Below are 25,114 nucleotides of genomic sequence, written 5' to 3'. Positions count from 1 at the left end.
CGACGAGGCGGTGGACACCAGCACACCGTCGGCATGTCGCGATCGGATTGGCCGGGCCACCGTCCGCGGTGGTCGCTGTCACCGGTCCGGTCCGCCGAGGCCGGCCTCGCGGGCCCGGCGCACCGCCTCGGCCCGGGTGGTGACCTCCAGCTTGGCCAGCACGGTGGAGACGTAGTTCCGGACTGTCTTCGCGCTGAGCCGGAACCGTTCGGCGATGGCGCTGTTGGTGTAACCGGCGGCCAGCATCCTCAGCACGTCGTGCTCGCGATTGGTCAACGCGGGAAACGGCGTCGGTCCGGTGCCCGGTGGACCGGCCGCGAGCTGCTGGGTGAGGTGCTGGGCCGCGGTGGCACTGAGGATCGCCTGGCCGGCGGCGGCCGCGTGCACGGCTCGGAGGACCTCTTCGCGATCGGCGCCCTTGACGAGGTAGCCGCGGGCGCCGGCTCGCAGAGCCGCCAGGACGGACGCGGTGTCGTCGAACATCGTCACGACCACGACGTTGATGTGGGGATGGCCGGCCAGAATCCGGCGGGTGGCCTCCACGCCGTTCAGGCCCGGCATCGCCACGTCCATGAGCACGACGTCGGGTTGCAGCCGGCGTGCCGCGTCAACGGCTTCTTCGCCGGTGCCGGCCTCGCCGACGAGCAGGGTGTCGGGGTCGGACGCCAGGACGGCGCGCAGACCGTAGCGGAACATCGGATGGTCGTCGGCGAGCAGGACCCGGATCTCGGTCATGTGTTCAGGCCCGTCCCCGTGGTGTCGTCCCGCAGCGGTATCCGGGCCGTGACCCGGGTGCCGTCCCCGGAAACGGCTTCGATGCGCAGGGAACCACCGAGTTCTTCCGCCCGTTCCCGCATCGAAGCTGTCCCCACACCGGCCGGGTCGTCGCGTGCGATGCCGCGGCCGTCGTCGGTGACGTCGACCTGCAGGACCCGGTCGGCCAATGAGACCGTCAGCCGGCAGGTGCGGGCTCCGGCGTGCCGCACCACGTTGGTGAGCGCCTCGTGGGCGATGCGGTACACGGCCACCTCTACCGCGGCGGGCAACGCCGGCAGGTCCGGGATCTCGACGGTGACCTGCGGCCCGTGCCGCTGGTACTGCTCACAGGTGTGCCGGAGGGCAGCGGTCAGCCCGACATCGTCGAGCGCCGGCGGCCGCAACCGGCGCGCCAGCCGACGGACCTCGGCGAGTGCCTCCTGGCTGTGCGCTTTGAGGTCACGGAGCAGCTCGTCAGCGGCGGCGGGATCGGTGGTCAGCAGGGTTCGGGCGGTGTCGATGGCGAGCATGTGGCCGCCGAGGGCCGGGCCGAGACTGTCGTGCAGCTCACGACGGATGTGGCGGCGCTCCTCCTCACGGGCGGAGACCAGTTGCTCGCGGGTGTGCTGCAGGTCGACGGCGAGCCGGCGTACCCGGCCCGACTCCTGCGCGGCGTAGAGCGCAGCGCCGCACTGGTGGGCGAGGTCGGTCAGCAGACGGCGGTCCGGCGTGGACGGCCGGCCGGCGTGGGTGTGATATCCGACCGTCAGCACACCGAGCCGCTCGCCACGGTGGTGCAGTGGGAAGGTCTCGCTGCCGGGGGTCTTCGTCCCGGCCGACGCGACCACGTCCCCGGACGAGCCCAACGAGATCTCGACGTAAGGCGCCTTGAGCGCCCGGCTGACCGCGTCCACGATGGCCGGCGCCACCGCCTCCGGCTGTACCAGCGTGGCCAGTTGCCGGCCGAGCCGGGCGAGGACGCCGTACGGATCGTGGCGTTCGCCGTAGACAAGCCGGTTGACGCGGCGCTGGACCTGCTCACGGATCGGGCTGAACACAGTGGCCACCAGCCCGGTGGCCACCAGGGGCAGGGCGATGTCGCCTCCGCCGTGCCACAGCGCACCTGCCCCGCCGACCACAACGGCGTACGTACCCACCACGAACGCCGTCAGGACCGTGTACACCAGAGTGCGGCTGATCACCACGTTGATGTCGAACAGCCGGTAGCGCACGATCGCGGTCGCGATGGCGGCCGGGAGCGCGGCGGCGATCAGGTAGCTCACCAGCATCGAACCGGCGTAGGTGGCGAGCCCTCGCGGCGTCGTCTCGTCCTGCACGCCGCCGATCGGGGTTGTCACCAGGAGCACGGTGTATCCGACGCGGAGCGCGACGGCGTACACGATCCACCTGGTCTGCACCCGTTCGACCGGCCCGGAGACCCGCACGTAGCGGTACACCGACGCCACCACGCAGCTGCAGAAGAGTGTCAACAGGACGACGCCGGCCACCGGACCCTCACCGGTCGAGCCGGTCGCCACGACCACAGCCAGCCAGGCGACCCAGCCGGCGGCCAGCCAACGGCTCCAGCCGGGGACGAACCGGCCGTCCGGAAACAGGTACGCCAGCGGCAGCAGCGCGATCCACGCGACGCCTTGGAGAAGCTCGACGGGCGCACCGACAGACGGGTGGACAGCGGCGACGACGAGCGGCACCCCGCCGCCGGCGGTCGCGAACAGGATGAGGACCGAGACCAGATACAGGCGGAACCACGACAGAGTGCCGCGCAGCACGAACCAGGCCGCGACCACACTCACCGCGACCAGGAACACCTCCAAGGTCAGGAAGTACCCGACGTACCACGCGACCGGCATGCCCCAGTTCGCCAGCACCGCGCGAACCTGGAGTGAGGACCATCCGTCGGGTGCCGTCCACAGGTTCAGCAGCTCGTCGGCGTGGACGGCCCACACCACGATGCCGATGGCGAACCCGGCCAGCAGGACACCGACGACCGCCATCACGGCGACCCGGCCGGCGCGCAGTGCACGCGCGCCGGCGGGACCGCCCGTTGCGACCGTCCCGGCCGGGACGGTCGCCGTCGAGTTCATGGTGCAGACGCTACGCGCCGGCGCAGCAGCGCGACTCCCACGGCGAGCCACAACAACGCCACGACGAACGGCGGAAAGCCCCGGGTCAGCGCATCAAGCAGCAGGAACACTCCGGCGATGATCGCCACGACCAGACCGGTGCGCCGCAGAACACCGCTCACCCGCAGTGCGACCCCAGTGAGGACCACGGCCGCCGCAGCCGCCCAGATCGATGCGTAGCTCGCGACCAGCGCCGCCTCGAACGCGCCGTTCAGGCCGAGCCGCGCCTCGGTGAACCCACCCGCCACCTCGCTGAGGACGAGGTTGGCCAGCACGGCGATCGCCGAGATGCCGCAGGCGACCTGGGACAGCACCGCCCACCGGTGTCCGGCCGTACCTCGCAGAGTTCGGTTCAGCAATGTCATCCCCGCACCACCGATGATCACCGCCGCCGCGTACAGGGGCCAGATCAGCAACCATCCGCCGCGGATGGACGCCATCTGTTCCCTGGTCAGGTCAGCGGAGTCCGTCACGCCAGGTCCGGACATCACCGTCACGACGGCGACCAGCCAGGCCACGAACGGCAGCGGCGACAGCGCGAGCAACCAGGCATCCAGCCGGGTCCGGCGCGGGTTCTGGGTCTGCAGCAGGGGCATCGGAATCTCCTCGGGCTTCAACACACCATCCATGTGCTGAACGCTCGCGGTCCCGGCGTCCCGGGCACCAGAGACAATGCGACCCGGCCGTCCCAGCCGAGCGGTCCCGCCCCGAACCGCTAGGACGCCTGGCTGACGGGTGTGCCGGCCAGCCACACCTCGGCCAGCTCGCTCAACGGGATGTCGAGGACCTCGCTGAGGCTGACCACGGTGCCGAACGCCGGTGCCGGGAGCCGGCCCACCTCGATCTTGCGCAGCGTCTCGGGTGAGATGCCGGCCGCCAGGGCCACCTCGACGAGGCTGCGGCCCGTTCGCGCGGCCCGGAGGGCGGCCCCGAGTCGCCGGCCGGCGGCGATCTGTTCGGCGGTGAGCGGTTGGCGAACCATGCCAGCAGGATAGTCCCCCGGGAGCGCCCCGGCCGAGCGTGGTATAAAAATACCGCATTCAGAGAGTGGGAGGCTGTCGTGATCGAGCTCAAGTCCGCCGCAGAGGTGGAACAGATGGCCGTGACCGGCCGGTTCGTCGGCGAGTTGCTGGCCGAGCTCGGCGCGGCCACCGCCGTCGGGGTCAACCTGATGGACCTCGAGCACCTCGCCCGCCGGCGGATCAAGGAGCGCGGCGCCGTGTCCTGCTACTGGGACTACGCGCCATCGTTCGGCCGGGGCCCGTTCCGCCACGTGCTGTGCCTGTCGGTCAACGACGCGGTGCTGCACGGCCTGCCGCACGACTACGTTCTGCGCGACGGCGACCTGCTCAGCATCGACATGGCGGTCACCATCGACGGCTGGGCCGCCGACTCGGCGCTGTCGGTCATCGCCGGCACCCCGGACCCGGCCGACCTGAAGCTGATCGAGGCCACCGAGGTCGCGCTGGCCGCCGGGGTCGCGGCCGCCCGGCCCGGCGGCCACCTCGGCGACGTCTCGGCCGCGATCGGCGAGGTCGCCGGGCGCTACGGCTACAGCGTCAACGGCGAGTTCGGCGGCCACGGCATCGGGCGCACCATGCACGAGGCCCCGCACGTGGCCAACAGCGGCCGCGCCCGCCGGGGCATGCGGCTGGAGCCGGGCCTGACCATCGCGATCGAGCCCTGGTTCTGCCGCAGCACCGACAAGATCCGGACCGACGAGGACGGCTGGACGATCCGGTCGGCGGACGGATCGCGGACGGCGCACTCGGAGCACACCGTGGCGATCACCGAGGCCGGTCCCCGCGTGCTGACCGGGCGTCCCGGCGGCGAGGACTCCCCCGCGGCCCCGGCGACGCTCGCCGACCAGCGGTAGCTACGGCGGCGTCAGGCCAGCTGGTCGCGGCGGCGGTTCAGGTAGGCGATCTCGGCCGTGTTGCCCGCGAGCTCGATCGCTTTCCCGTACGCCTCGCGCGCCTCCGGCCCGCGTCCCAGCCGCCGCAGCAGGTCGGCCCGGGTCGCGTGGTAGGCGTGATAGCCGGCCAGCTTGTCGTCCAGGCGGTCGACCGCCGCCAGCGCCACCTCGGGACCGTCGAGCTCGGCGACGGCGATGGCCCGGTTGAGCGCGACGATCGGCGACGGGTCGAGCCGGATGAGCTGGTCGTAGAGGGCGACGACCTGCGACCAGTCGGTGTCGCGGACGTCGGGGGCCGAGGTGTGCACGGCGTTGATCGCCGCGAGGATCTGGTAGCGGCCCGGGGCCACCCCGGCGGCCAGGCGCTCGCGGACCAGCCGGTGGCCCTCGGCGATCAGGGTCCGGTCCCAGGCGCCGCGGTCCTGCTCGCCCAGGGTCACCAGCTCGCCGCTGCCCGAGACCCGGGCGGTGCGGCGGGCCTCGGTGAGCAGCATCAGTGCCAGCAGCCCGGCCACCTCCCCGTCGTCCGGCAGCAACGCCCGGATCAGCCGGGTGAGCCGGATCGCCTCGGCGGTCAGGTCGTGCCGTACCGGATCGGTGCCGGGCCCGGTGGCCAGATAGCCCTCGTTGAAGACCAGGAACAGCACAGCGAGCACGCCGGAGACGCGGGCCGGGAGATCCTCCGCCGACGGCACCCGGTACGGGATCCGGGCCGCCTTGATCTTGGCCTTGGCCCGGGTGATCCGCTGCCCCATGGCGGCCTCCTGCACCAGGAACGCGCGGGCGATCTCGGGCATGGTCAGGCCGCCGACCATCCGCAGGGTCAGCGCCATCCGGGTCTCCATCGCGAGCGCCGGATGACAGCAGGTGAAGATCAGCCGGAGCCGTTCGTCCTCGATGGCACCGAGAGGCTCCGGCGGTTCGTCGTCGAACACCAGCTGGGCCTCCTTGTGCTTGTCGTCGCGCTTGTTCTCGCGCCGGATCCGGTCGATGGCCTTGCGGTTGGCGGTGGTGGTGAGCCAGGCGCCGGGATTCGGGGGCACGCCCTCGGCCGGCCACCGCTCGACGGCCGTCGCGAACGCCTCGGCCGCCGCCTCCTCGGCGATGTCGAGATCACCGAACCGTCTGGTCAGGGCGGCGACCACCCGCGCCCACTCCGCGCGGTGGGCCCGGGCGACCGCCTCGCCGGCGAGCGGAGTCACAGGAACGGCCGCACCTCGATCTTGCGATCGCAGACCTTCGACGCCTCGGTGGCGAGCCGCAGCGCCACGTCCAGGTCCGGGGCCTCCCACACCCAGACGCCGGCGAGGTACTCCTTCGACTCCACGAAGGGCCCGTCGCTGAACACCGCCTGCTCACCCCGGTTGTCGATGACCGTGGCCGCGCCGGTGTCCGCCAGCCCGCCCGCGAACACCCAGTGGCCCTCGGCGATCAGTCGTTCGTTGAACGCGCTGATGGCGGGCTCCCGGTCGGTGCGGCCGGGATTGCTCTTGTCGTCGATGACGGAAACCAGGTACTGCATCTGACGATCATCTCCTGTGCTCCGGGCCCCCTGGTGGGCGGCCGCTTCACCCGTACCACGAACACCGGCGCCGCGATCCGACACCGCCACCGGAACTCGTTCAGGAATTCTCCGACAGGCGGGCCCGGGCGGCCTCGGCGCCGTCCGCGTCGCCGGCCTTCTCGCAGGCCTCGACCGCCGCCTCCCAGTGCTGCCGGGCGTCGTCGGGGTCGTCGAGGAGCTGCGCGACGTCCCCGAGGTAGAGGCGGGTGCGGCCGGTCGGCCGGCCGTCGGCCTGGCGGATCCGCAGGCTCTCCTGCAGCAGCTGCTGTGCCTGGGTCGCCCGTCGCCGGCTGCCGGGTGCGCCCGCACCGGTGGCGCCGGCCCCGGCGGCCACGATGGCCCCGGCGTTGAGCAGCGCGGCGGCCTGGCCCTGCCGGTCCTTGACGGCCGGGTGGCACTCCAGCGCCGCGCTCCAGGCCTGGGCCGCGTCCAGGCGTTCGCCGAGCCACCACTGGGCCAGTGCGAGGTTGGTCAGGGCGGCGGCGTACCCGCGCCGGTCGCCGACGGCCTCGAACTGGTTGGCCGCGCGGATCAGGTGACGGCCGGCGAACCGCGGCTCCTCGCGGGCCAGGAACGCCACGCCCAGGCCCAGTTCGGTGAGCGCCTGGCCGGCCCGGTCGCTCGGGGAGCGCTGCTGGCGGGCCCGCTGGAGCTGGTCCACCGCGCCGTCGACGTCGCCCTGGTCGAGCAGGGCCAGACCCAGGTTGGTCCGGGACTGGGCGGCGCCCCGGCGGTGCCGCAGCGCCACCGCCGCGGTCAGCTCGACGGCGGCCCGGTGCGGGTCGCCCTGCCACCGGTAGACCGCGCCGAGCTCGTTGTGCGCCCAGCCCGCGACCGCGGCCGAGTGGCGGGCGACCGGGCTGTGCAGCACCGCCCGGCAGACCGCGGCCCAGTCGTCGAGCCGGCCGGCGGACGCGTACCAGGTGCAGAGGGCGACCGCGAGCCGCAGCCACCAGCGGCGCATCCGGCGCGGCGGTTCGCCCGGCAGCGCGCCCGGACGGCCCCACGGTTCACAGATCAGCGTCCGCAGCAGCGCCTCGTGCCGGCCGAACCAGTCGTCGCCGGGCTCGGCGCCCGCCGGCTGGTCGGGCAGCACGGCCTCGGCGTAGCGCTCGGCCTGCCGGGCCAGGTAGCGCACCAGCCGGGCCAGCGCGGCCACCCGGCGCCGCGGCGGCTCGTCGCAGAGCAGGTGCACCCGGGCGTACGCGGCCAGCAGCGGCCGCAGCCTGTACCGGCCGTCGGGGGTCACGGTGACGAACGCGCTGTCGGCCGCCTGGTCGAGCATCCGGTCGGTGTGCCCGCGGTTGGTGCCGGTCAGCGCGGCCACGGCGTTGCGGCTCAGCGGCTGCGGCACCAGCGCGAGCAGCCGGACCAGGCGCCGGGTGTCGGCGCCGAGCCCCGCGTACGCCCGGTCCCGGCTGGCCAGCAGCGTCAGCGTGGCGTCGACCCGGTCGTTGGCCAGCCCGTGGCGCAGCGCGGCCAGCAGGTCCTGCGGCGACCAGCCCTGCGCGGCCAGCCACGAGCCGAGCACCCGGACCGCGTGCGGTTGCCGGCCGGCCAGCTCCACGATGTGCCGGACGCTCGGCTCGGCCGGCAGGCCGCGGCGCACCGAACCGGCGTCCCGCGCGGCCGCCACGAACAGCTCCACCGCGTCGTCGGCGGACGGCTCGGCCAGCCGCCGGACCCGGACCCCTTCGAGCCCGTTCAGGGTGGTGCTGCCGGCGATCAGCAGCCGGCTGCGCCGAGCCGGCGGCAGCAGCGGCCGCACCTGCTCCGGCGCGTCGACGTTGTCGAGGACCAGCAGGATCCTGCGGTCGCCGAGCGCGGTGCGCAACAGCGCGCCGGCCGCGTCGAGGTCGGCCGCCTGGCCCAGGGCGGTCTCGTCGATGCCGGCCTTGCGGCACAGCGCGTCGACGACCTCCCGGGGCCGTAGCGAGCGGGCCGGACCGCGCCGGTCGACCTTGCGGAGGTCCAGGTAGAGCTGGCCGTCGGGGTAGTGGCTGCGGACCGCGTTGGCCGCCTGCACGACGCAGGCGGAGGTGCCGACCGCCCGCCGGCCCAGCAGGGCGACGGCGTGCTCGGCGCGGATGGACCCGGCCAGCCAGTCCACCACCGTGCGCCGGCCCACGAAACCGGTGGTGTCGGGCAGGTCGGTGGGGACCCCGGCCTCCTGGACCGGCACCGCGGGAGGCGGCTCGACCGCCGCGCCGGCCTGCAGCGCCCGGCGGCTGCGCACCTCGACCGTGGCGAGCACCCCGGCGATCAGGACGCCGCCCGCGGCGACGATCCAGGTGATCGCGCCCAGATCGGGGTCGATCATGTCGGCCAGGATGTTGCTGGCGATGCCGCCCACCACCGAGCCGACGGCGATCGACAGGGTCAGCACCCACTGCCAGGGCCGGGTCGCCCGGGGCGGTCCGGGCTGGTGGCTCATCGCACCGCCCCCGACACCAGGCCGGCGATCACCTGACGGCGGGCGAGGACGATGATCACCAGCGGCGGCACCGAGGCGAGCAGCGCGAACGCGGCCAGGGTGCCGCTGTTGGAGACGAACTGCCGGGTCTGGCCGAACAACATCAGCCCGAGCGGCGTGCCCGAGCCGCCGAACAGCAGCCCGACCACGAAGTCGTTCCACACCTGGACGAACTCCAGCACGGCCACCGCGATGATGGCCGGCACCGCGGCGGGCACCGTGCGCCACAGCACGCCCCACTCGCGCCGGCCGGCGGTGCGGGCCGCGCGGATCCGGGCGCCGGGCACGTCGGCGAGTGCGTTGCGCAGCACCAGGACGGCGAACGGCGCGCCGAGCGCCACGTGCACCAGCCCCAGGCCGACGCCGGTGCCGGCCAGCCCCACGCGTTCCAGCACCTCGTTGATCGGACCGGCCACCACCTGCACCGGGACCGCCGACGCGGCGACCAGCAGAGCCCCGGCGGCCGCCGTACCGGGCGGCCGCAGCCGGGCCAGGGCGTACCCGGCCGGCAACGCCACGATGATCACCAGCACTGTCACGGATACGGCGAGCAGGGCGGTGAAGCCGAACGAGCGGATGACCTCCTGCTGGGTGAGGACGTCCACGTAGGAGCTGAGCCGCAACGACGCGGCGGACCAGCCCTGGGTGGCGGCCTCGCGCGGTGAGTGCAGCGAGGTGGCCACCAGGGCGAGCACCGGCACGGCCCAGAGCAGGGCGACGAGGACCGGCAGGGCCCGGCGGACCGGCGACCGGGTGCGGTCGGCCACCGTACGCACGGGCGTGTCCTCCAGCGTGGGCGGTGGCCACGCCTGCCGCCCGCCGATCGCCGCGGCCACGACGCCGATGCCGAGCGCGACCAGCCACAGGGTGTTGAGGGCGGCGGCCGGTCCGGTGGTGGCGCTGCCCGAGGTCTGCCACACCCGGACCGCGAGGTTGGCCGCCTCGTCCAGGCTGGAGCCCGGCGCCATCACCAGGATCAGGTCGAACGCCCGGGCCGTGCCCAGCGCCACCAGGGCGAACACGATGGCCGCGGTGCGCCGCAGCAACGGCCGCCACAGGGCGTCGCGGAAGACGTCGAGCCGTCCGCCGCCGCCGGCCCGGACCGCGTCGGAGAGGTCGGCCGGCAGCGCGTCCAGGGCCGCCCGGAACACCACCACGGGCAGGCCGATCCAGGCCCACACGAACGCCGACATGAGCGCGACCGTGATCAGGCCGGAGCCCAGCCAGGCCGGCGCCGCGTCGGCGGGCACCCCGAACAGGCCGGCCAGGGCCGTCAGCACCGCGGTGCCGGCGCCCCGGGCCGGGTCGGGGTCGTAGAACAGCCGGAACATCACGCCGGTGACGACCAGCGGCAAGGCCATCGGCGCGAGCAACAGCAGCGTGCCGGTGCGGCGCGACGCGGCCAGCAGGCAGCCCAGGGTGATCACCACGACCGGGACCACCGCCGCCCACAACACCGTGCGGCCCAGCACCTCCCAGGTGCCCTCCGCGGCCAGGGCGGTGCGGAAGTTCTCCAGGCCCACCCACCGGCCGTCCGGGCCGGTCAGGCTCGCCTGCACCGTCCGGGAGACCGGCCACAGCAGGATGCCGCCCAGCAGCAGGGCGATCGGGGTCAGCAGCATCGAGGCGAATCCGCCGCTCGGGTACGCCCGGCTGCGCCGGCCCGGACCGACGTCGTCGATGACCACCGTCTCCCCGAGCAGCCGGGCCGCGGCCGTCCGGGTGCGTACCGGCTCCGTCACGAGCCGGCCTCCCGCCGGGCCTGGGCGGCCGCCCGGACCAGTCGCCGGCAGGCCCGGTCGACGGCGTCGGGCCGGCTCACCTCGGCCAGGAAGTCCTGCAGGATCTTCCAGCTGCCCAGCCCGTCCGGGCCGCCGAGCGAGCCGCGCAGCTGATCGGACAGGTCGAACTGCAGGGCGCCCGCGGGATCGCGCAGCTCGGCCGCCCGGGCCGCCGCCGGGCCGTACGCGTCCGGCAGGATCAGGGTGTTCGGCGACAGGTAGCCGCCGGCGGTGATCCACGGCCGGAACGAGTCCCGCCGGGTCAGCCACTCCACCAGCTCACCGCCGGCGCTCGAGCCGGCGAACACCATCGCGGCGTCCCCGGCCACCAGCAGCGGTAGCGCCCGGGGCCCGGCCGGGAACCGCGCGGCGGCCAGGGACGGCGCCCCGGGCGGGCGGAACCTGTCCGCGACGGCGGCGACGAAGTCACCCTCGACCATCATCGCGGCGCGGCCCTCGGTCACCTGGATGACCGACTCCTCGTTCTGGGTGATCAGGGCGCGGCCGATCCCGTCCGGGAACGCGCCGGGGATCGACCAGACCGCGGCGAGCTGGGTGAGCGCGGTGCGCACCAGCGGGCCGTCCCAGGGCTCGGTGCCGTCCACGAGGCCCTGGTATTCGCCGGACGCGGCGAAACCGATGAGCAGATTCTCCAGCCAGTCGGTGAGGACCCAGCCGTCCGCCGCGCCCAGGGCCAGCGGGGCGGGCCGGCCGGAGGCGAGACCGCGGACCAGCGACACGAACTCGGCCCAGGTGGCGGGCGGTGCGGGCAGGCGGTCGGGGTGGTACCAGACCAGCGACTTGTGCGCGGCCTTCACCCAGGCGCCGTACTGCCGCCCGTCCACGGTGACCATGGCCCGCCACTGGTCGGTGAACCGCTGCGTCACCTCCTGCGGCACCGGCTGCAGCCAGCCCCGCCGGGCGTAGTCGGCGATCAGGCTGATCTGCGGCACGATCGCCACGTCGGGCTGGTTGCCGGCCCGGTAGCGGGCGCTGAGGAAGGCGTCGATGTCGTTGCGGGTGCTGATCACGTCGACCGGCTGCGGATACTGGCGGACGACCTCGCGGAACCGGACCAGCTCCCCGCCGCTCCACACCACGGCGACCTGCACCGGCCGCCGGGGTCGGCCGCAGCCGGTGGTCCCGGCGACGACGGCGCCGAGCGCTCCACCCAGGACGGTGCGCCGGCTCGTCACGGTGTCACCGCCACAGTCAGGGCACCCTCGGGGGCTGACTGCCGATCACCGAAGACAACCGTGGCCGGGGCGGCGGAGACCGGCGACTCGATCCGGGCCAGCAGATCGTCCAGCGGGCCGCAGACAGCGGGGTCGGGCCGTTCGAGGACCAGCGCCTCGGGCATCGAGACGACCGCCCGGGCCAGGGCGCCGCGCATCCGCTGCTGCGCGGTGATCTCGTGCGGTCGCTGCTCCAGCACCGGCCCGAGCTCGAGCTGGTAGATCAAGGTGGACGCCCAGCCGCGGACGATCTCGCGCACCGACTCCTGCCGCCAGACCAGATACTCGATGTTCTGCCGGACGGTCAGGTGCGGCAGGAGGGCTCCGCCGCGGGGCACGTACCCGATCTGCCGGCGGCCGGGCGGCAGCTCGGTGACGTCGCGGTCGCCGACCAGGACCCGTCCGGACAGCGGCTGCGCCAGGCCGGCCACCGTACGGGCCAGCGCCGTGGCGGTCGGCGCGTCGGCGAGCACCGCAGTGGGGCCGGCCTCGAGGGCGGAGAACGAGACCGCGGGCCGGGCCACGCCGGACACCACGACCACCAGCTGAACCACGTCGAGAATCGCCCCACACCTCCCCGGTCACCGGCCCGGACATCGACAGTCGGTCACTGCAGCCTATCGATCCCGTGCCCGTCCCCGGTGTCCCGTGGCACTGCCGGCCCCGGCGGGCGCCGGAGGAGCGGGTCCTGTCGGTTTGGAGCCGGAGTGGTGGGGTAATCCGGTCGGCCCAAGCTGAATCCGGAAAGACGGTGATCATGCATCGCGATGACCTGGTGACCGAGCTCCGGATACGCGCTCGCCTGTACGGCCGTAACCACACCGGACGCGTCATCCGAGCCGTCATGCACGCGCTGCGGAACGTCCTTCCCGATCCGGCGTACCTGGGATTGGCCCGGCAGCTGCCGGCCGAGGTCGGTCTCGTCGTGACCGCTCGCCGGGAGCACACCGGCGGGGCCGGCTCAGCTCAGCAGCTCATCCGGGATGTCGCCGACGAGCTGCACGTCAGTGAGCCGGACGCCGCCTTCTACACCCGCGTGACCCTCGAGCAGCTCAATGCCTACTGCCGCGGCACCACCCCGGCCGGGCTCGCCGCGTCGCTTCCCGCCGGCCTGCGCCCGCTGATGTCCGCCCGGGCCGAGGATCCGGCCCACCGGCACCGGCAGCTGGTGCGGACGCTGAGTTCGGCGGTCGCCGGCCTCAGCCTGCGCGTGCCGGTCCGTCCCGAGGAGGAAACGGCCGACCGTCCGGCGGTGACCGCCCGGCGGCAACGCCACCTCGCGAGCTGAGCCGGCTTTCAGCCGGCCACCACCAGCGCCTGCGGGGCGGCGGCCTTCATCCGCGTCCGTAGCCACTTGAGCTGCATCGCGGTCTCGTCCTCGCAGTCCTGCACCACCTGGCGCAGGTCGTCGTCGCGGGCGCCGCGGGCGGCCTGGCCGACGACCGTCCAGCAGATGTCGCACCCGGCGGCCATCAGGTACAGGTCCTGCAGATCGCGCAGCAGGCCGATGCCCCCGGTACGGGTGCCGCCGAACAGCTCCGAGTGCAGCCGGTCGGGTTCCTCCGGCGCCTCCTCGGCGTAGCTCCGGGCGAACGGTTGCAGCTTCTCGGCGTGGCGGTCGCAGACGACGGCCTGTTGCCGGCACAGGTGGAAGATGTCGGGCTCGGCGGCGTGGGCCGTGGCCACCTGCCGGAAGGCGTCGGCCAGGTCGAGCTGGGCCCGGTGCAGGAGTCCGAGGTAGTGGGCCAGGTGCATCGGTCAGTCCCCCTCGGTTCGTGAGGTCGCCTCGGCCGCGGGACCGCCGGTCGTGGCGGGCACGGTGTCGTCGAGCGGGGCACTGCCGCCGATGGTCGGGGCCGGGGCCGGGGTGCCGCCACCGTCCGCGAGCCTGGCCACGCGTACCGCGGCGACCTTGAAGATCGGTTGTTTGGACACCGGGTCCCAGGCGGTGAGGGTCAGCTCGTTCGCGGCCCGGGGCGTCCGGTCGGCCGGGTCGACGTCGAAGTAGCCGTAGTGGAACGGCACGAAGACCACGCCGGGCCGGACCCGGCCGATCCGGGCCCGGACCCGGATCGCGCCGCGCGGCGACGCGATGCCGACGACGTCGCCCTCGGCGATGCCCAGCCGGGCGGCGTCGCCGGCGTTCAGCTCCACCCAGGCGTCGGGCGCGGCCGCGTCGAGCTGCGGGGTACGGCCGGTCTTGGGTCGGTGGCGAAGACACCGTCGGTGTAGAGGCGCTCGGTGCCCTCCGGGTGGTCGCCGTCGCACGGCCACTGGATGCCGCTGCCGCCGCGGAGCTTGCCGTAGGTGATGCCGGTGTAGTCGCACGGCCGGCCGGCCGAGCACTTCTTCCAGGCCTCGAACACGTCCTCGGGCCCCTGCCAGGTGATCAGCGGGTCGCCGTCGCGGTCGCGGAAGTCCATCCGGCGGGCGTAGTCGAGGAAGATGTCCAGGTCGGCCCGGGCCTCCCCGGGCGGGTCCACGGCCTTCTCGCTCAGGTGCACGGTGCGGTCGGCGTTGGTGAAGGTGCCCAGCTTCTCGCCCCAGGTGGCGGCGGGCAGGACCACGTCGGCCAGCTCGGCGGTCTCGGTCAGGAACAGGTCCTGCACCACCACGAACAGCTCGGGGGCGGCCAGGATGCGCCGGATCCGGGCCAGCTCGGGCAGCGACACCGCCGGGTTCGTGGCCGTGATCCACAGCAGCTTGACGGAGCCCTGCTCGGCGTACCGGAAGATCTGCATGGCGTGGGTCGGCGGGGCCCAGTGCGGGATGGTGCCGGGCTCGACGTTCCACAGCTGCGCGAGCTGCTCGATGTGCTCCTCGTTGTTCCAGTTGCGCGGGCCGGGCAGGTCGCCGTCGGCGCCGGTCTCGCGGGTGTTCTGCGCGGTGGGCTGGCCGTTCATCTGGTAGAGCCCGGCGCCCGGCCGGCCGATCATGCCGCGGATCAGGTGCAGGTTGTTGACCCCGCACGCGGCGGCCGTCGCCTGGTTGGACTGGTAGAAGCCCTGCAGCACCGTCGACAGCAGGCGTTGCGAGGTGCCCAGCAGCTCCGCGGCGCGTTCCAGCCGCGCCACCGGCACATCGCAGATCCGGGCGACACGGTCGAGCGGATATCTGTCGACGGTCGCGCAGAGCTCGTCGAACCCGATGGTGTGCCGGCCGACGTACGCCCGGTCGTGCCAGCCGCGCCGGATGATCTCGCGCAGCAGGCCGTTGACCAGGGCCACGTTCGTGCCGGCCCGCACCGCCAGGTGCACATCGGCCTCCCGGGCGACCGGGGTGACCCGGGGGTCGACCGCCAGCATCGCGGGCGGGTTGGGCCCGCGGCGGCGATCCAGCATGCGGCTCCACAACCCGGTCTGCGTCTCGGCGACGTTGTGCCCCCACAGGGCGATCGCGTCGCAGGAGTCGACATCGGTGTACGAGCCGGGCTGGCCGTCGGCGCCGAAACTCGCCTTCATCGCCGCGGCGGCGGTGGCGGTGCACAGGCGGGTGTTGCCGTCCATGTGCGGGGTGCCGAGGCCGGCCTTGCCGATCACCGCGAGCGTGTAGTACTCCTCCAGGAACAACTGGCCGGAGGTGTAGAAGCCGAAGTGCCCCCACCCGCCCGGGCCGTCGAGCAGCTGCCGCGACCGCTCGACGATGCGGCCCATGGCGGTGTCCCAGTCACTCTCGACCAGCTTCCCGCCCTCGCGGACCAGCGGCCGGGTCAGCCGGTCGGGGCTGTTGTTGGCCTGCCAGCCGTACAGGTCCTTGGGTCGAGTCGACCGTGGTTGATCCGGTCGACCGCCCGGCCGCGCACCCCGGCGATCCGGCCGTCCTTGACGGCGATGTCCATGGCGTCGCCGTTGGCGTGCAGCACCGAGGCGCTCTGCCGCCAGGCGTCGACGTCAGCCTCGGTGAGATCACCGTCGAGGAACGTGTCGACGCGCACCGGCCAGGCCTCCCCCGGCCCGTACGGCGTGCGCGGCCCCCACGGCTCGGCGATCCGGTCAACCATGGCCCACCTCCTGACGAACCCGGTCTACCCGTCCCGGGCCCGGATACTCGTGCGACCACGCGGGGCCCGGCAGCGGCGTCAGCGGAGGCGTTCGCAGGTGTCCGCGTCCCAGAAGTGCAGGGCGTTGCCGCGGTCGCCGGACGCCACGATCGTGCGCCCGGCGACGTCGGCGGTGGCCACGCAACTCACGAACTCGCGGTGCCCGTCGTACCGGAACTTCCCGGGTCCGCCGGTCCCGTACGCGTTCACCCCGACGACCGAGTCCTCGGCCGTGACCAGCACGACGGCGCCCGGGGCGGTCGTGGCCCGGTAGCTCCAGCCCCGCTCCGGCCGGTGCCGGCTGAGCACCGTGCGGGTGGCGACGTCGATCACCTGGATGTCGGCGGCCTCTTCCGGGTGGTACTGCGGGCCACCCGCGGCGGCGTCGATGCCCTGGACGACCACGAGCCGCCCGTCCAGCATCGCCAGCGTCCCGACCTCGCACTCCTCCGGCACGGTCATGGGCTCGTACAGCGGTTCGCCGGCGGCGACGTCCCACAGGGTCAGCGTCGGGCTGTCGCAGTCACCGGTGCTGTCGTAGCCGATCGTCAGGGCGACGAGCCGCCCGTCGAGCACGCCCAGGTCGGTGCGGCTCACCCGCAGGTCTGCGCCGGGGTGCAACTCGGCGACGGGCTCGCCCGTCACGGCGTCCCAGATCCGCAGGACACCGTCCGCCGTACCGGTCCCCACCACCGCGCGACCACCCACCTCGGCCGAGCTGATCCCGGCGAGCGGCCGGTCCAGCCGGGCCAGCGGCTTGCTCCGAGGAACACCGGCGTGGACCTGCCAGCGCAACAGCACCCCGTTCCCGTCGCCGGTGACGAGGACGTCGCGGTCCGGGCCGGTGAAGGCGGCGTGCGTGACCTCCGCGGCATGGCCGGTCAGCACCGGGCCGAGGGCCTGCCCGGTGGCCGCGTCCCACAGGCGCACGGTCCGGTCGGCGCCACCGGAGGCGAACACCGGGCGGCCCTGCCACCGGCCGGCGGCGACGGTGTGGACGGCGTCGGTGTGTCCGCTGCTCGCGGCCGGTGCGCGCAGTCGCCACAGGCGCGGTGGGCCGGTCGCCGCGTGGGACACCACGACCGGTTCGCCGTCCCGCTCGGTGACGTGCACGGCGACGATGCGATCGCCGTGGCCGCTCCACGGCCCGCCGACGCAGGCACCGGTGGCGGCGTCCCAGGCGCGTACGGTCTTGTCCCAGCTTCCCGAGGCCACCACGGTCCGGCCGGCCACGGTGCCGACGGCCAGGGCGGTCAGTCCCTGGGAGTGGCCGGCCATGGGCGGCACGACGGGCGCGCCGGTGGCGGGGTCGAACAGGTGCACCGCGTTGTCCCGGCCGCCGGTAACGAGCACCGCACGGTCGCCGATCCAGCCGGCGGCGATCGTCGACACGGACGCGGCCGCCCCGCGGTACGGCCGGCCCAGCGGTTCACCGGTGAGGGCGTCCCACGATCGGACCGTACGGCCGAGCGCCAGGGCCACCGCCGCGCGGCCGTCGATCCGGGTGAACACCACGCCGGCCGGGTCGTCGTCGGCCGTGGTGTGCGCCAGCGTGACCTCGGCGACCAGCGCCTGGGCATCGGCATCCCAGACACTGAGGCCGGCCCCGCCGTCCCGGCCGCCGGTGACGAGGGCGAACACTCTGCGCCCGGCCACCTCGCCGGCGGCGATCCGGTCGGCGGACCGTTCCAGCCGGGCCACCGGAACGCCGGCCTCGACGTCCCACAGGCGCATGGGCCGCCCGCGCTGCAGGACGACGGCCCGACCGACGTCGCCCGTGGCACCGATGACGCTGTCGTCCGGTGATCCGCCGTAGAAGGGGCTGCTGAACTCCTGACCGGTCCGCGCGTCGAACAGGCGCAGTGCTCCGCCGGCGCCGCCGAGCGCCACCGTGGCCGAGCCGCCGACCTCGCCCAGGGCTGTCCGCGACACACCGCCGTCTGTCAGCGCGGTCCGCCGGGTCCCCCGCGATGAGCACACCCACAGCGCGGACGAGCCGTCCCGATCGACGGTGACCGCGAAGAAGCCGTCGGCGAGGCTGCCCAGCGCCACCCGCGCGCAATGGCCGTGATATCCGGCGAAGCAGTCCGGGAAGACCTGCTGCCCGGTGGCCAGATCCCACAGGGTCAGTGGTGAGGCCGCCTTGCCGGAGCGGGCGACGAGCAGCAGCGGCCGTCCGTGCACCGTCGCGACATCGATCTCCTGGACGTCGTCGAACGGTGGCGCCGTGGGCAGCGCCGCACCGGTGGTCACGTCCCACAGTGAGACCTTGCAGGCGGCGTGATGATCGAGGAAGGCGACCAGCATGCGGCCGTCGTGGTCCACCGCCGCCATCCGGAAGACGGACCCAGAGAAGTCACAGCTGAACGGCTGCCCGTACGGCTCCCCGGTCAGTGCGTCGTACAGCCGCAGGGAGGTGGCCGACTCCTGCGCCACGAGGAGGTGCCGGCCCTGGAACTCGGTGAGGCACCAGCCGTTGCGGCGGCCGTGCCGGGCGATCGGCGCGCCGGTCTGGACGTCGTGGACCGCCAGGCCGGATCCGGCGGCGATCACGACCGGCCGCCCGTCGAGCACGGCGAGGGAGATGCCCCGGGGTTTCAGCGGCAGCGGGACGCCGACCGGTGAACCCGTCACCGCGTCCCGGACGACGACGGTTCCGCTGGGCCGGCCCGCGGTCGCGACCAGGCCACCCGCGCCCAGCGCCAGGGAGTCGTGCTGCTCACGGCGCAGTCCTGAGCGGTCCGGCAGCACCGCGCCGGTGGTCAGGTCGACTGCCCTGACGAAGCCGGGCTCGCCGTCGTCCGGGGCCGGAACCACCAGCACCGGGCGTCCCGCGGCCGTCACCATCGTCGCGGCGCGGGCCCGGTCGACCGGCCCGCGCAGCACGAGATGGGGCGCGACGTCCGGATCCTCGGCCCATCCGGACTCCACTGTGGGGGATGTCGGGGCTTCCATCCGCGGCAGCCTAATGGGCGGCACCCGTGGTGGGTGCCGCCCGGTCGTGCGGGATCGGGGGTTACTTGAGCCAGGGCAGGCGCTGCACCAGCGGCAGCCGCGCCCACATCTTGCCCAGGCCCAGGGTGTCACCGGCAGCGGTCAGGGCGAGCACGGCCAGGACACCGGCGTAGATGAGGTGGTCGTCCATGAACGGGTTGTTCTCCGGGGGCAGGACCGCGGTCCACATGAGCACCAGCAGCAGACCACCAGCGGCCGCGGCCAGACGCATACCGATACCAGCGATCAGAGCGATGCCGATCCCGGCCAGACCGAGCATGAACAGCCAGTCGGCCCAGGCCGCACCGGCGATGGAGTGGTAGACACCCTCGAACGGGCCCGCGACCGCGTTGCCCAGGAAGCCCTTGGTCGGGCTGCCACCGTTGATCCAGGCCCCCTTGTCCGGGGTGGCCAGACCCAGACCGAACAGCTTGTCGATGAACGCCCACAGGAACACCCAGCCCAGCGCCAGACGCAGTCCGGCGAGGGTGAAGCGGGTGGCCTTGCTGCGACGGGACTCCGTGACGGTCGTGCCACCGGTCTCGCGGGAGACCCGGGTGGTGCGGTGCTGGACGGCGGTCATGGCGTCCACGTCCTTTCCGAGTTCGTTGGCTACACCCCTATTCCAGCCGCGAACCCCGCCCGTGATCAGTGCCGCACTGCCGTACCTTCCGGGACCTTCGGCCCCACGGGCGGCGGGCCGAGCAGGTACTGCCGCACGGTCGGGGTGAGCCAGGCGATGAGGTCGGCCCGTCCCATGGCGACCACCGGGGGCAGCTTGAGCACGTACCGGCACAGCGCCAGCCCGAGCACCTGGCTGGACACCAGCCCGGCCCGGAGGTGCGGCTGGTCCGGGGCGATCCGCTCGGCCAGCGGGCCCAGCTGGGCCGCGAAGATCTCCCGCATGCGCTCGGCGGCGGCCGGGTTGGTCACGCCGGCCCGCAGCAGCGCCATCAGCGTCTCGTCGCCCTCCCAGCGGTCCAGGAAGTGGCCGACGAGCAGGGCGGCGATGTCGTCCACCGGTACGCCGGACAGCTCCGGCAACCGCAGATCGAACTCGGCCGCCGCGGCGAACAGGCGTTCCTTGGTGCCGTAGTAGCGCATCACCATCGACGGGTCGATGGCCGCGTCCGCCGCGATGGCCCGGATGGTGGCCCGCTCGTACCCGTCGGCGGCGAACCGCTCCCGGGCCGCGCGCAGGATCGCCGCCCGGGTCCCGTCGGACCGCCGTGGTCGTTCTTCGCTCATGCCAACAAGTGTATGCCAACACCTGTTGACCCGCGCGCCGAGGAGGGCTACCTTCAGGTCAACAGATGTTGGCAAACAAACGTTGGCAGGTGACTCCGATGCTCCCCGCAACCACCGATGTCCTGATCGTCGGCGCTGGTCCCGTGGGCCTGGCCACGGCCGCCGCCCTCACCGGGGCCGGGGTCGACGTCACGGTCGTCGACCGCGCCGCGACCGCCGCGCACACCAGCCGGGCCGCCGTGGTGCACGCACACACCCTCGAAGTGCTCGACCGGATCGGCGCGGCCGTCCCGCTGGCCGCGGCCGGCATCCCGGCGCCGCGTTTCACCATCCGCGACCGCGACCGCACCCTGGTCCCGATCTCGTTCGCCGGCCTGCCGACCCGTTTCCCGTACGCGTTGATGGTGCCGCAGTCGACCACCGAGGCCGTGCTGCACGACCGCCTGGTGGCCGCCGGTGGCCGGGTCCTGCGCGGCTACGAGGCCGTCGGCCTGTCCGGCGGCACGGTGACCTTCGCCAACGGCGAGAGCGTGACCGCCCGCTACGTGGTCGCCGCCGACGGGATGCACAGCACGATCCGCGAGCTGGCCGGCATCGGCTTCGGGAACCCGTCCTCCGGTGGCGAGTCGTTCACCCTGGCCGACGTGAAGGTCGACGGGGGACCGCCCCGCGACGAGGTCGTGCTGTACTTCTCCAGCGCCGGCCTGCTCGTCTGGGCGCCGCTGCCCGACGGCACGGTCCGCCTGGTGGCCGCCGTCGACGACGCCCCCGAGCACCCGGACACCGCCTACGTGCAGTCCCTGCTGGACCACCGCGGGCCGGCCCGCTCCCCCGCGCGGGTCGCCGACGTGGTCTGGGGTTCCCGGTTCCGCGTCCATCACCGCGTCGCGGACACCTTCCGCGCCGGGCCGGTCCTGCTGGCCGGCGACGCCGGCCACGTGCACAGCCCGGCCGGTGGCCAGGGCATGAACCTCGGCCTCAAGGACGGCCTCGCGCTGGCCGGCGCCCTCACCGAGGCGTTGCGGTCCGGCTCCGAGGCACCCCTCGACCGGTACGCGGCCGAGCGCCGTCCCGTGGCCCAGGCCGTGGTGGGCTTCGCCTCGCAGCTGACCCGGCTGGCGACCGTGCCGGCACCGCTGCGCCCCGTCCGCAACGCGCTGCTGTCCACGCTCGCCCGGATCCCGGCGTTCCGCCGCCGCCTGGCCTACCGGCTCTCCGGGCTCGACCAGCGCCGCGCCGGACCGGCGGCTGGGGAAGAATCGCAGTATGGAACCGAGCGAACCGGCCACCGGGCCTCAGGCACGTGATCGAGACGCCGCCGGGCGGCCCCGCAACGCCCGGCCCCGCGACGGGCTGGGCCGGCCGCTGCCCAAGGGGATGCCCGGCGTGCCGACCACGCCCGACGACCTGGTCCTGCCGCCCGTGGAGGCGCTGCGCGAGGCCCAGCGCCTGCTCGATGCCGGGCGGCCGTTCCACGCCCACGAGGTGCTCGAAGGGGCCTGGAAGGCGTCGGGCCGGCCGGAACGCGAGTTCTGGCGGGGCCTGGCCCAGCTCGCCGTCGGCCTGACCCACGCCCGCCGGGGCAACACCGAGGGCGCGGCCCGGCTGCTGCGGCGGGCGGCGGACCGGATCGAGGACTACGCGGCGGCGCCGCCGTACGGCGTACCCGTGGCGGCGCTGACCACCTGGGCGCGGAGCACGGCGCAGCTCATCGACCGTGCGGACGGCAGCCTGTCCGAGCAGGCGCTGACACCGCAGCTCCGGCCGGCAGGGCTACCGTGGGCGGGTGCTGTGGACAGCTGAGGAACTGCACCGCCGGCTGGACCGGGCCCGCCGGGAAGTGACCCGGCAGGGCTGGACGGCCCTGCTGGTCACACCCGGCCCGGACCTGCGCCATCTCACCGGGTACGAGGCGATGCCGCTGGAACGGCTCACCTGCCTGGTGCTGCCGGCTGCCGGCGAGGCCACCCTGATCGTCCCCCGGCTGGAGCGGGCCGCCGCCGAGGCCGCGCTCGGTGACCTGCGGCTCCGGCTGACCGACCATCCCGACGGCGGTGACGCCGCCGGGCTGCTGGCCGGCGCGCTGCCGGACACAGCCGGGGTGGTCGGCGTCGTGGACGCGATGCCCGCCGCCCACCTGCTCCCCCTGCAACGCCTGCGGCCCGGTCTGCGCTGGGTGGAGGCCGGCCGGGCGACCGGATCGCTGCGGGCGGTGAAGTCACCCGCGGAGATCGCGGCGCTGGCCGAGGCCGGGGCGGCCATCGACGAGGTGCACCGCGGGATGCACCGCTGGCTGCGCCCGGGCCGCACCGAGGCCGAGGTCGCCGCCGACATCGACGTGGCCATCCGCGACGCCGGGCACGCCCGCACCGACTTCGTCATCGTCGCGGCCGGCCCGAACGCCGCCAGCCCGCACCACAGCAGCGGCTCCCGGATCATCGAACGCGGCGACCCGGTGGTCGTCGACATCGGCGGCACGATGCCGAGCGGCTACTGCTCCGACTGCACCCGCACGTACGTCATCGGGCCGTCGGCGCCCGCGGACTTCACCGACTACTACGCCGTGCTCCAGGACGCCCAGCGGGCCGCGGTGGCCGCGGTCCGACCCGGGGTGAGCGCCGAGGCAGTGGACGCCGCCGCGCGCGGCCCCATCGAGCAGGCCGGCTACGGGGAGCTGTTCCTGCACCGCACCGGTCACGGGATCGGGCTGGAGACGCACGAGGACCCGTACATCGTCGCGGGCAACACCGACGCCCTGCGGGAAGGCATGGCGTTCTCCGTCGAGCCCGGCATCTACCGGGCCGGCGCGCACGGGGCCCGCATCGAGGACATCGTGGTCTGCACCCCCGACGGCGTACGGCGGCTCAACACCACGGACACCGGCCTGGTCCATCTTTAGCGCTCGTTCAGGCGCAACCCGTGGGTACCGCAAATGCGGCGAGCCGCTACGGTTTACGACATGACGACCTACTCGGGTCCGGCAACGCTGATCCTCGTCGACGGCGCACGCGTCACCGGCATGGCCTCGCTCGGCACCAACAACCGGGGGAACCTCAACGGCTGGAGCGGCACGTTCCGGCCCAACGAGGTCAGCACGGAGATCCGTAACGCGACCGAGGGGCTGCAGCTGGAGCTGCCCTACGACCAGATCGGCGAGGTCGCCGTGACCGGCGTCCGCAAGCTGCTGGCCACCCAGGTGCTGATGTCGCTGGTCGGCCGCGGGCCCGCACCTTTCTGAGGCCGGCCCGACCGCGCCCTCGGGGTCTTACCGGGGTCGTCTCCGGGGATGACCGGATGGCTCGCCGCCGCGCCGCGGGCGAGGCTCGCAGGCATGGGAAGTGTCCGAGCCTCGCTCGTGCGATCCGACGCCGCGGTGCCGCACCTGCGGGTGCTGCTGCTGTCGGGCATCGCGACGGTCCTGATCACCCGCGGCTTCCTCGCGGCCACCGGCTATCCCCAGCTGGGCGGCGGTGGGCTGCACATCGCGCACGTGCTCTGGGGCGGTCTGCTCATGCTGGCCGGCCTCGGCGCCGCACTGGCCCTCGCCGGGCGGCCGGGGCGGCTGGGCGCGGCCGTGCTGGGCGGCGTCGGCTTCGGGCTGTTCATCGACGAGGTCGGCAAGTTCGTCACCGCGCAGACCGACTACTTCTATCAGCCGGCCGCCGGCCTGATCTACCTCGCCTTCGCGGCGCCGGCCGTGCTCACCGGGCGGGTCCGCCGCGGCCCGGCCTCGCCGGACCAGCGCACCGCCGAGGCCGCGCAGCTGGCCGCCGCCGGGGTCACCACGGGGCTGACCGCCCGGCAGCACGCCGCCGCGGCCCAGCTGGTCGAGGGCTCCGACCGGGAAGCCGACCGGGCGGTGGCCCAGCTGCTCGCCGCGGTGCCCCTCCGGCGCGACGCCTGGGACGAGCGCCGGCAGGCAGTCGTGGACCTCATCCGGGCCACGCTGACCCCGGGCCGCCGGGCCCGGTTGGTGGCGGTCAGCGTCGGCGGAGTCATCGCGCTGCCCTTCGTCACGATGATCGGCGCTGCCGGTGAGGCTCTGACCGGTGACCTCGTCCGCGACCCGGAACTCGGTGCCTCGCTGGCAGTGGCGGTCTCGGCGGTGGTGTCGTCCGTGCTCGCCGCCGGGGCGCTGCTGCGACTGGGCCGGAACCGGGCGGGGGCGTTCCGGCTGCTCCGCCTGTCGCTGCTGGTCAACCTGCTGGTCGGGCAGGTCTTCACGTTCGTGGTCAACCAGTTCGCGGCCGTCACCGCGCTCGGTGTGACCGTACTGCTGCTGACGGTCGTACGGTACGAGTCCGACCGCCTGGCCGCGGCTCCGCCTACCTCCGCCGGGGCTCGGTGTCGCTGAGACTGACGAATTCGGGCACCTCGCTGCGCAGCTGCTCCTGCATCGCCCGGACCTCGTCGGCGGAGACGCCGCGCAGGCAGGCCGGCAGGCCGCGCAGCACCTCCTCCAGGCCGAGCGCCCGGTTGGCGTTGTGGTGGTAGAACCGCAGCTCGGCCAGGAAGTCGGCCATCAGCACCGTGGCCTTGGCCGGGTTCTCCCGCCACAGCCAGGTGAACACGGAGCCGAACGAGTCGCCGAGCACCGCGGCCGTGCCCGGCTCCGAGTGCTCCAGGGTCAGCTCGGCCTCGTAGAACACGACGCTGACCAGCAGCTGATCGAGAATGTGCTCAGGTATCTCGCGGGTGTGCACATAGGCATCCTCTCTGGTGCACGCCACCCGTAGTGACCCGCCGCCCGCCGGTTCTGCTGTCGGATGGCAGCAGGAACGCCGCCCGCCGTCCTGGTCGGCCCGCTGCCTGACCGGCCCTGGCCTCCCGGGAGCCCCCCGCCAGGGGCTCCCGGAAGCATTCCGCGCGGTCATTCACCGACGGTCACCGCGACCCGGTCAGCCGCCGGCTGCCGCGGGCCGGGCTCCGGCTCCCGCTGCCGGGGCAGCGCGGGTGGCTCCCCGG

At 74.0% G+C, this 25,114-nt stretch carries 25 protein-coding genes; 7 read left to right on the top strand and 18 right to left on the bottom strand.

The genetic code is table 11. The features are described from left to right. Nucleotides 1-78: 78 nt before the first annotated feature. The 4 genes from ACWEOZ_RS38190 to ACWEOZ_RS38175 all read right to left on the bottom strand — a co-directional run bounded on the left by ACWEOZ_RS38190 (nt 79) and on the right by ACWEOZ_RS38175 (nt 3,882). Nucleotides 79-735, bottom strand: coding sequence for a response regulator (locus ACWEOZ_RS38190; protein ID WP_451915552.1), 657 nt, complete (start codon nt 733-735; stop codon nt 79-81). Continuing rightward, nucleotides 732-2,861 carry a GAF domain-containing sensor histidine kinase gene (locus ACWEOZ_RS38185; protein ID WP_451915551.1) on the bottom strand — a complete coding sequence of 710 codons (2,130 nt, stop codon included), beginning with the start codon at nt 2,859-2,861 and terminating at the stop codon, nt 732-734. Before ACWEOZ_RS38185 ends, ACWEOZ_RS38190 begins: the two co-directional genes overlap by 4 nt. Then, complete coding sequence (locus ACWEOZ_RS38180; RefSeq protein ID WP_451915550.1) at nt 2,858-3,496, bottom strand: hypothetical protein; 639 nt, start codon at nt 3,494-3,496, stop codon at nt 2,858-2,860. Before ACWEOZ_RS38180 ends, ACWEOZ_RS38185 begins: the two co-directional genes overlap by 4 nt. A 119-nt stretch (nt 3,497-3,615) precedes the next feature. Further along, on the bottom strand, nt 3,616-3,882 hold the full coding sequence (locus ACWEOZ_RS38175) for a helix-turn-helix domain-containing protein (RefSeq protein ID WP_360833978.1): 267 nt from the start codon (nt 3,880-3,882) through the stop codon (nt 3,616-3,618). 78 nt (nt 3,883-3,960) lie between these two features. Between ACWEOZ_RS38175 and map the strand changes: the two genes are divergently transcribed. Then, on the top strand, nt 3,961-4,776 hold the full coding sequence (map, locus tag ACWEOZ_RS38170) for a type I methionyl aminopeptidase (protein WP_451915549.1): 816 nt from the start codon (nt 3,961-3,963) through the stop codon (nt 4,774-4,776). An 11-nt stretch (nt 4,777-4,787) separates the two neighbouring features. On the opposite strand, the gene ACWEOZ_RS38165 is transcribed toward map, so the two are convergent. The 6 genes from ACWEOZ_RS38165 to ACWEOZ_RS38140 all read right to left on the bottom strand — a co-directional run bounded on the left by ACWEOZ_RS38165 (nt 4,788) and on the right by ACWEOZ_RS38140 (nt 12,422). Then, nucleotides 4,788-6,017 (bottom strand): RNA polymerase sigma factor, encoded by a 1,230-nt coding sequence (locus tag ACWEOZ_RS38165; protein WP_451915548.1) that lies wholly within the window; start codon nt 6,015-6,017, stop codon nt 4,788-4,790. Continuing rightward, the gene (locus ACWEOZ_RS38160) at nt 6,014-6,337 is read right to left on the bottom strand and encodes a YciI family protein (RefSeq protein WP_451915547.1); all 324 of its coding nucleotides are present in this window, start codon (nt 6,335-6,337) and stop codon (nt 6,014-6,016) included. The genes ACWEOZ_RS38165 and ACWEOZ_RS38160 overlap by 4 nt, the downstream gene beginning before the upstream one ends. 100 nt (nt 6,338-6,437) lie before the next feature. Then, nucleotides 6,438-8,813, bottom strand: a complete 2,376-nt coding sequence (locus ACWEOZ_RS38155; protein ID WP_451915546.1) for a hypothetical protein — start codon at nt 8,811-8,813, stop codon at nt 6,438-6,440. Then, a complete protein-coding gene (locus ACWEOZ_RS38150) occupies nt 8,810-10,594 on the bottom strand; it encodes an ABC transporter permease (protein ID WP_451915545.1) in 1,785 nt (594 codons plus the stop codon). Before ACWEOZ_RS38150 ends, ACWEOZ_RS38155 begins: the two co-directional genes overlap by 4 nt. Further along, nucleotides 10,591-11,829: an ABC transporter substrate-binding protein gene (locus tag ACWEOZ_RS38145; protein ID WP_451915544.1), complete on the bottom strand. Its 1,239-nt coding sequence runs from the start codon at nt 11,827-11,829 to the stop codon at nt 10,591-10,593. The genes ACWEOZ_RS38150 and ACWEOZ_RS38145 overlap by 4 nt, the downstream gene beginning before the upstream one ends. After that, on the bottom strand, nt 11,826-12,422 hold the full coding sequence (locus ACWEOZ_RS38140; protein WP_451915543.1) for an ATP-binding cassette domain-containing protein: 597 nt from the start codon (nt 12,420-12,422) through the stop codon (nt 11,826-11,828). The genes ACWEOZ_RS38145 and ACWEOZ_RS38140 overlap by 4 nt, the downstream gene beginning before the upstream one ends. 203 nt (nt 12,423-12,625) lie before the next feature. Between ACWEOZ_RS38140 and ACWEOZ_RS38135 the strand changes: the two genes are divergently transcribed. Then, a complete protein-coding gene (locus ACWEOZ_RS38135) occupies nt 12,626-13,156 on the top strand; it encodes a DUF2267 domain-containing protein (RefSeq protein WP_451915542.1) in 531 nt (176 codons plus the stop codon). Between the two features lie 8 nt (nt 13,157-13,164). Here the strand turns inward: ACWEOZ_RS38135 and ACWEOZ_RS38130 are convergent, their stop codons facing one another. The 7 genes from ACWEOZ_RS38130 to ACWEOZ_RS38100 all read right to left on the bottom strand — a co-directional run bounded on the left by ACWEOZ_RS38130 (nt 13,165) and on the right by ACWEOZ_RS38100 (nt 20,149). Beyond that, a complete protein-coding gene (locus tag ACWEOZ_RS38130; protein ID WP_451915541.1) occupies nt 13,165-13,623 on the bottom strand; it encodes a hypothetical protein in 459 nt (152 codons plus the stop codon). Nucleotides 13,624-13,626: 3 nt separating this feature from the next. Beyond that, complete coding sequence (locus tag ACWEOZ_RS38125) at nt 13,627-14,022, bottom strand: molybdopterin dinucleotide binding domain-containing protein (protein WP_451915540.1); 396 nt, start codon at nt 14,020-14,022, stop codon at nt 13,627-13,629. Beyond that, on the bottom strand, nt 14,013-15,548 hold the full coding sequence (locus ACWEOZ_RS38120) for a molybdopterin-dependent oxidoreductase (RefSeq protein ID WP_451915584.1): 1,536 nt from the start codon (nt 15,546-15,548) through the stop codon (nt 14,013-14,015). The genes ACWEOZ_RS38125 and ACWEOZ_RS38120 overlap by 10 nt, the downstream gene beginning before the upstream one ends. Nucleotides 15,549-15,577: 29 nt before the next feature. Further along, entirely contained in the window at nt 15,578-15,868 is a 291-nt protein-coding gene (locus ACWEOZ_RS38115; RefSeq protein ID WP_451915539.1) for a hypothetical protein, read from the bottom strand. A gap of 78 nt (nt 15,869-15,946) precedes the next feature. Then, complete coding sequence (locus ACWEOZ_RS38110) at nt 15,947-18,862, bottom strand: WD40 repeat domain-containing protein (RefSeq protein ID WP_451915538.1); 2,916 nt, start codon at nt 18,860-18,862, stop codon at nt 15,947-15,949. A gap of 61 nt (nt 18,863-18,923) precedes the next feature. Then, the gene (locus ACWEOZ_RS38105) at nt 18,924-19,484 is read right to left on the bottom strand and encodes a hypothetical protein (protein WP_451915537.1); all 561 of its coding nucleotides are present in this window, start codon (nt 19,482-19,484) and stop codon (nt 18,924-18,926) included. Nucleotides 19,485-19,549: 65 nt separating this feature from the next. Next, nucleotides 19,550-20,149, bottom strand: coding sequence for a TetR/AcrR family transcriptional regulator (locus tag ACWEOZ_RS38100; RefSeq protein ID WP_451915536.1), 600 nt, complete (start codon nt 20,147-20,149; stop codon nt 19,550-19,552). A gap of 98 nt (nt 20,150-20,247) precedes the next feature. On the opposite strand from ACWEOZ_RS38100, the gene ACWEOZ_RS38095 reads away from it, so the two are divergent. The 5 genes from ACWEOZ_RS38095 to ACWEOZ_RS38075 all read left to right on the top strand — a co-directional run bounded on the left by ACWEOZ_RS38095 (nt 20,248) and on the right by ACWEOZ_RS38075 (nt 24,503). Then, nucleotides 20,248-21,456 (top strand): FAD-dependent oxidoreductase, encoded by a 1,209-nt coding sequence (locus ACWEOZ_RS38095; protein ID WP_451915535.1) that lies wholly within the window; start codon nt 20,248-20,250, stop codon nt 21,454-21,456. Beyond that, nucleotides 21,416-21,952, top strand: coding sequence for a DUF309 domain-containing protein (locus tag ACWEOZ_RS38090; protein WP_451915534.1), 537 nt, complete (start codon nt 21,416-21,418; stop codon nt 21,950-21,952). The genes ACWEOZ_RS38095 and ACWEOZ_RS38090 overlap by 41 nt, the downstream gene beginning before the upstream one ends. Then, nucleotides 21,939-23,048: a M24 family metallopeptidase gene (locus ACWEOZ_RS38085; RefSeq protein ID WP_451915583.1), complete on the top strand. Its 1,110-nt coding sequence runs from the start codon at nt 21,939-21,941 to the stop codon at nt 23,046-23,048. Before ACWEOZ_RS38090 ends, ACWEOZ_RS38085 begins: the two co-directional genes overlap by 14 nt. Before the next feature lie 60 nt (nt 23,049-23,108). Then, nucleotides 23,109-23,387, top strand: a complete 279-nt coding sequence (locus ACWEOZ_RS38080; RefSeq protein WP_451915533.1) for a hypothetical protein — start codon at nt 23,109-23,111, stop codon at nt 23,385-23,387. A 93-nt stretch (nt 23,388-23,480) separates the two neighbouring features. Beyond that, entirely contained in the window at nt 23,481-24,503 is a 1,023-nt protein-coding gene (locus ACWEOZ_RS38075) for a hypothetical protein (RefSeq protein ID WP_451915532.1), read from the top strand. On the opposite strand, the gene ACWEOZ_RS38070 is transcribed toward ACWEOZ_RS38075, so the two are convergent. Continuing rightward, nucleotides 24,475-24,879, bottom strand: coding sequence for a hypothetical protein (locus ACWEOZ_RS38070; protein WP_451915531.1), 405 nt, complete (start codon nt 24,877-24,879; stop codon nt 24,475-24,477). The genes ACWEOZ_RS38075 and ACWEOZ_RS38070 overlap by 29 nt on opposite strands. Between the last annotated feature and the right edge of the window lie 235 nt (nt 24,880-25,114).

Source organism: Actinoplanes sp. NPDC004185 (assembly GCF_053603475.1).
This window is presented reverse-complemented; position numbering and strand designations above follow the sequence as displayed.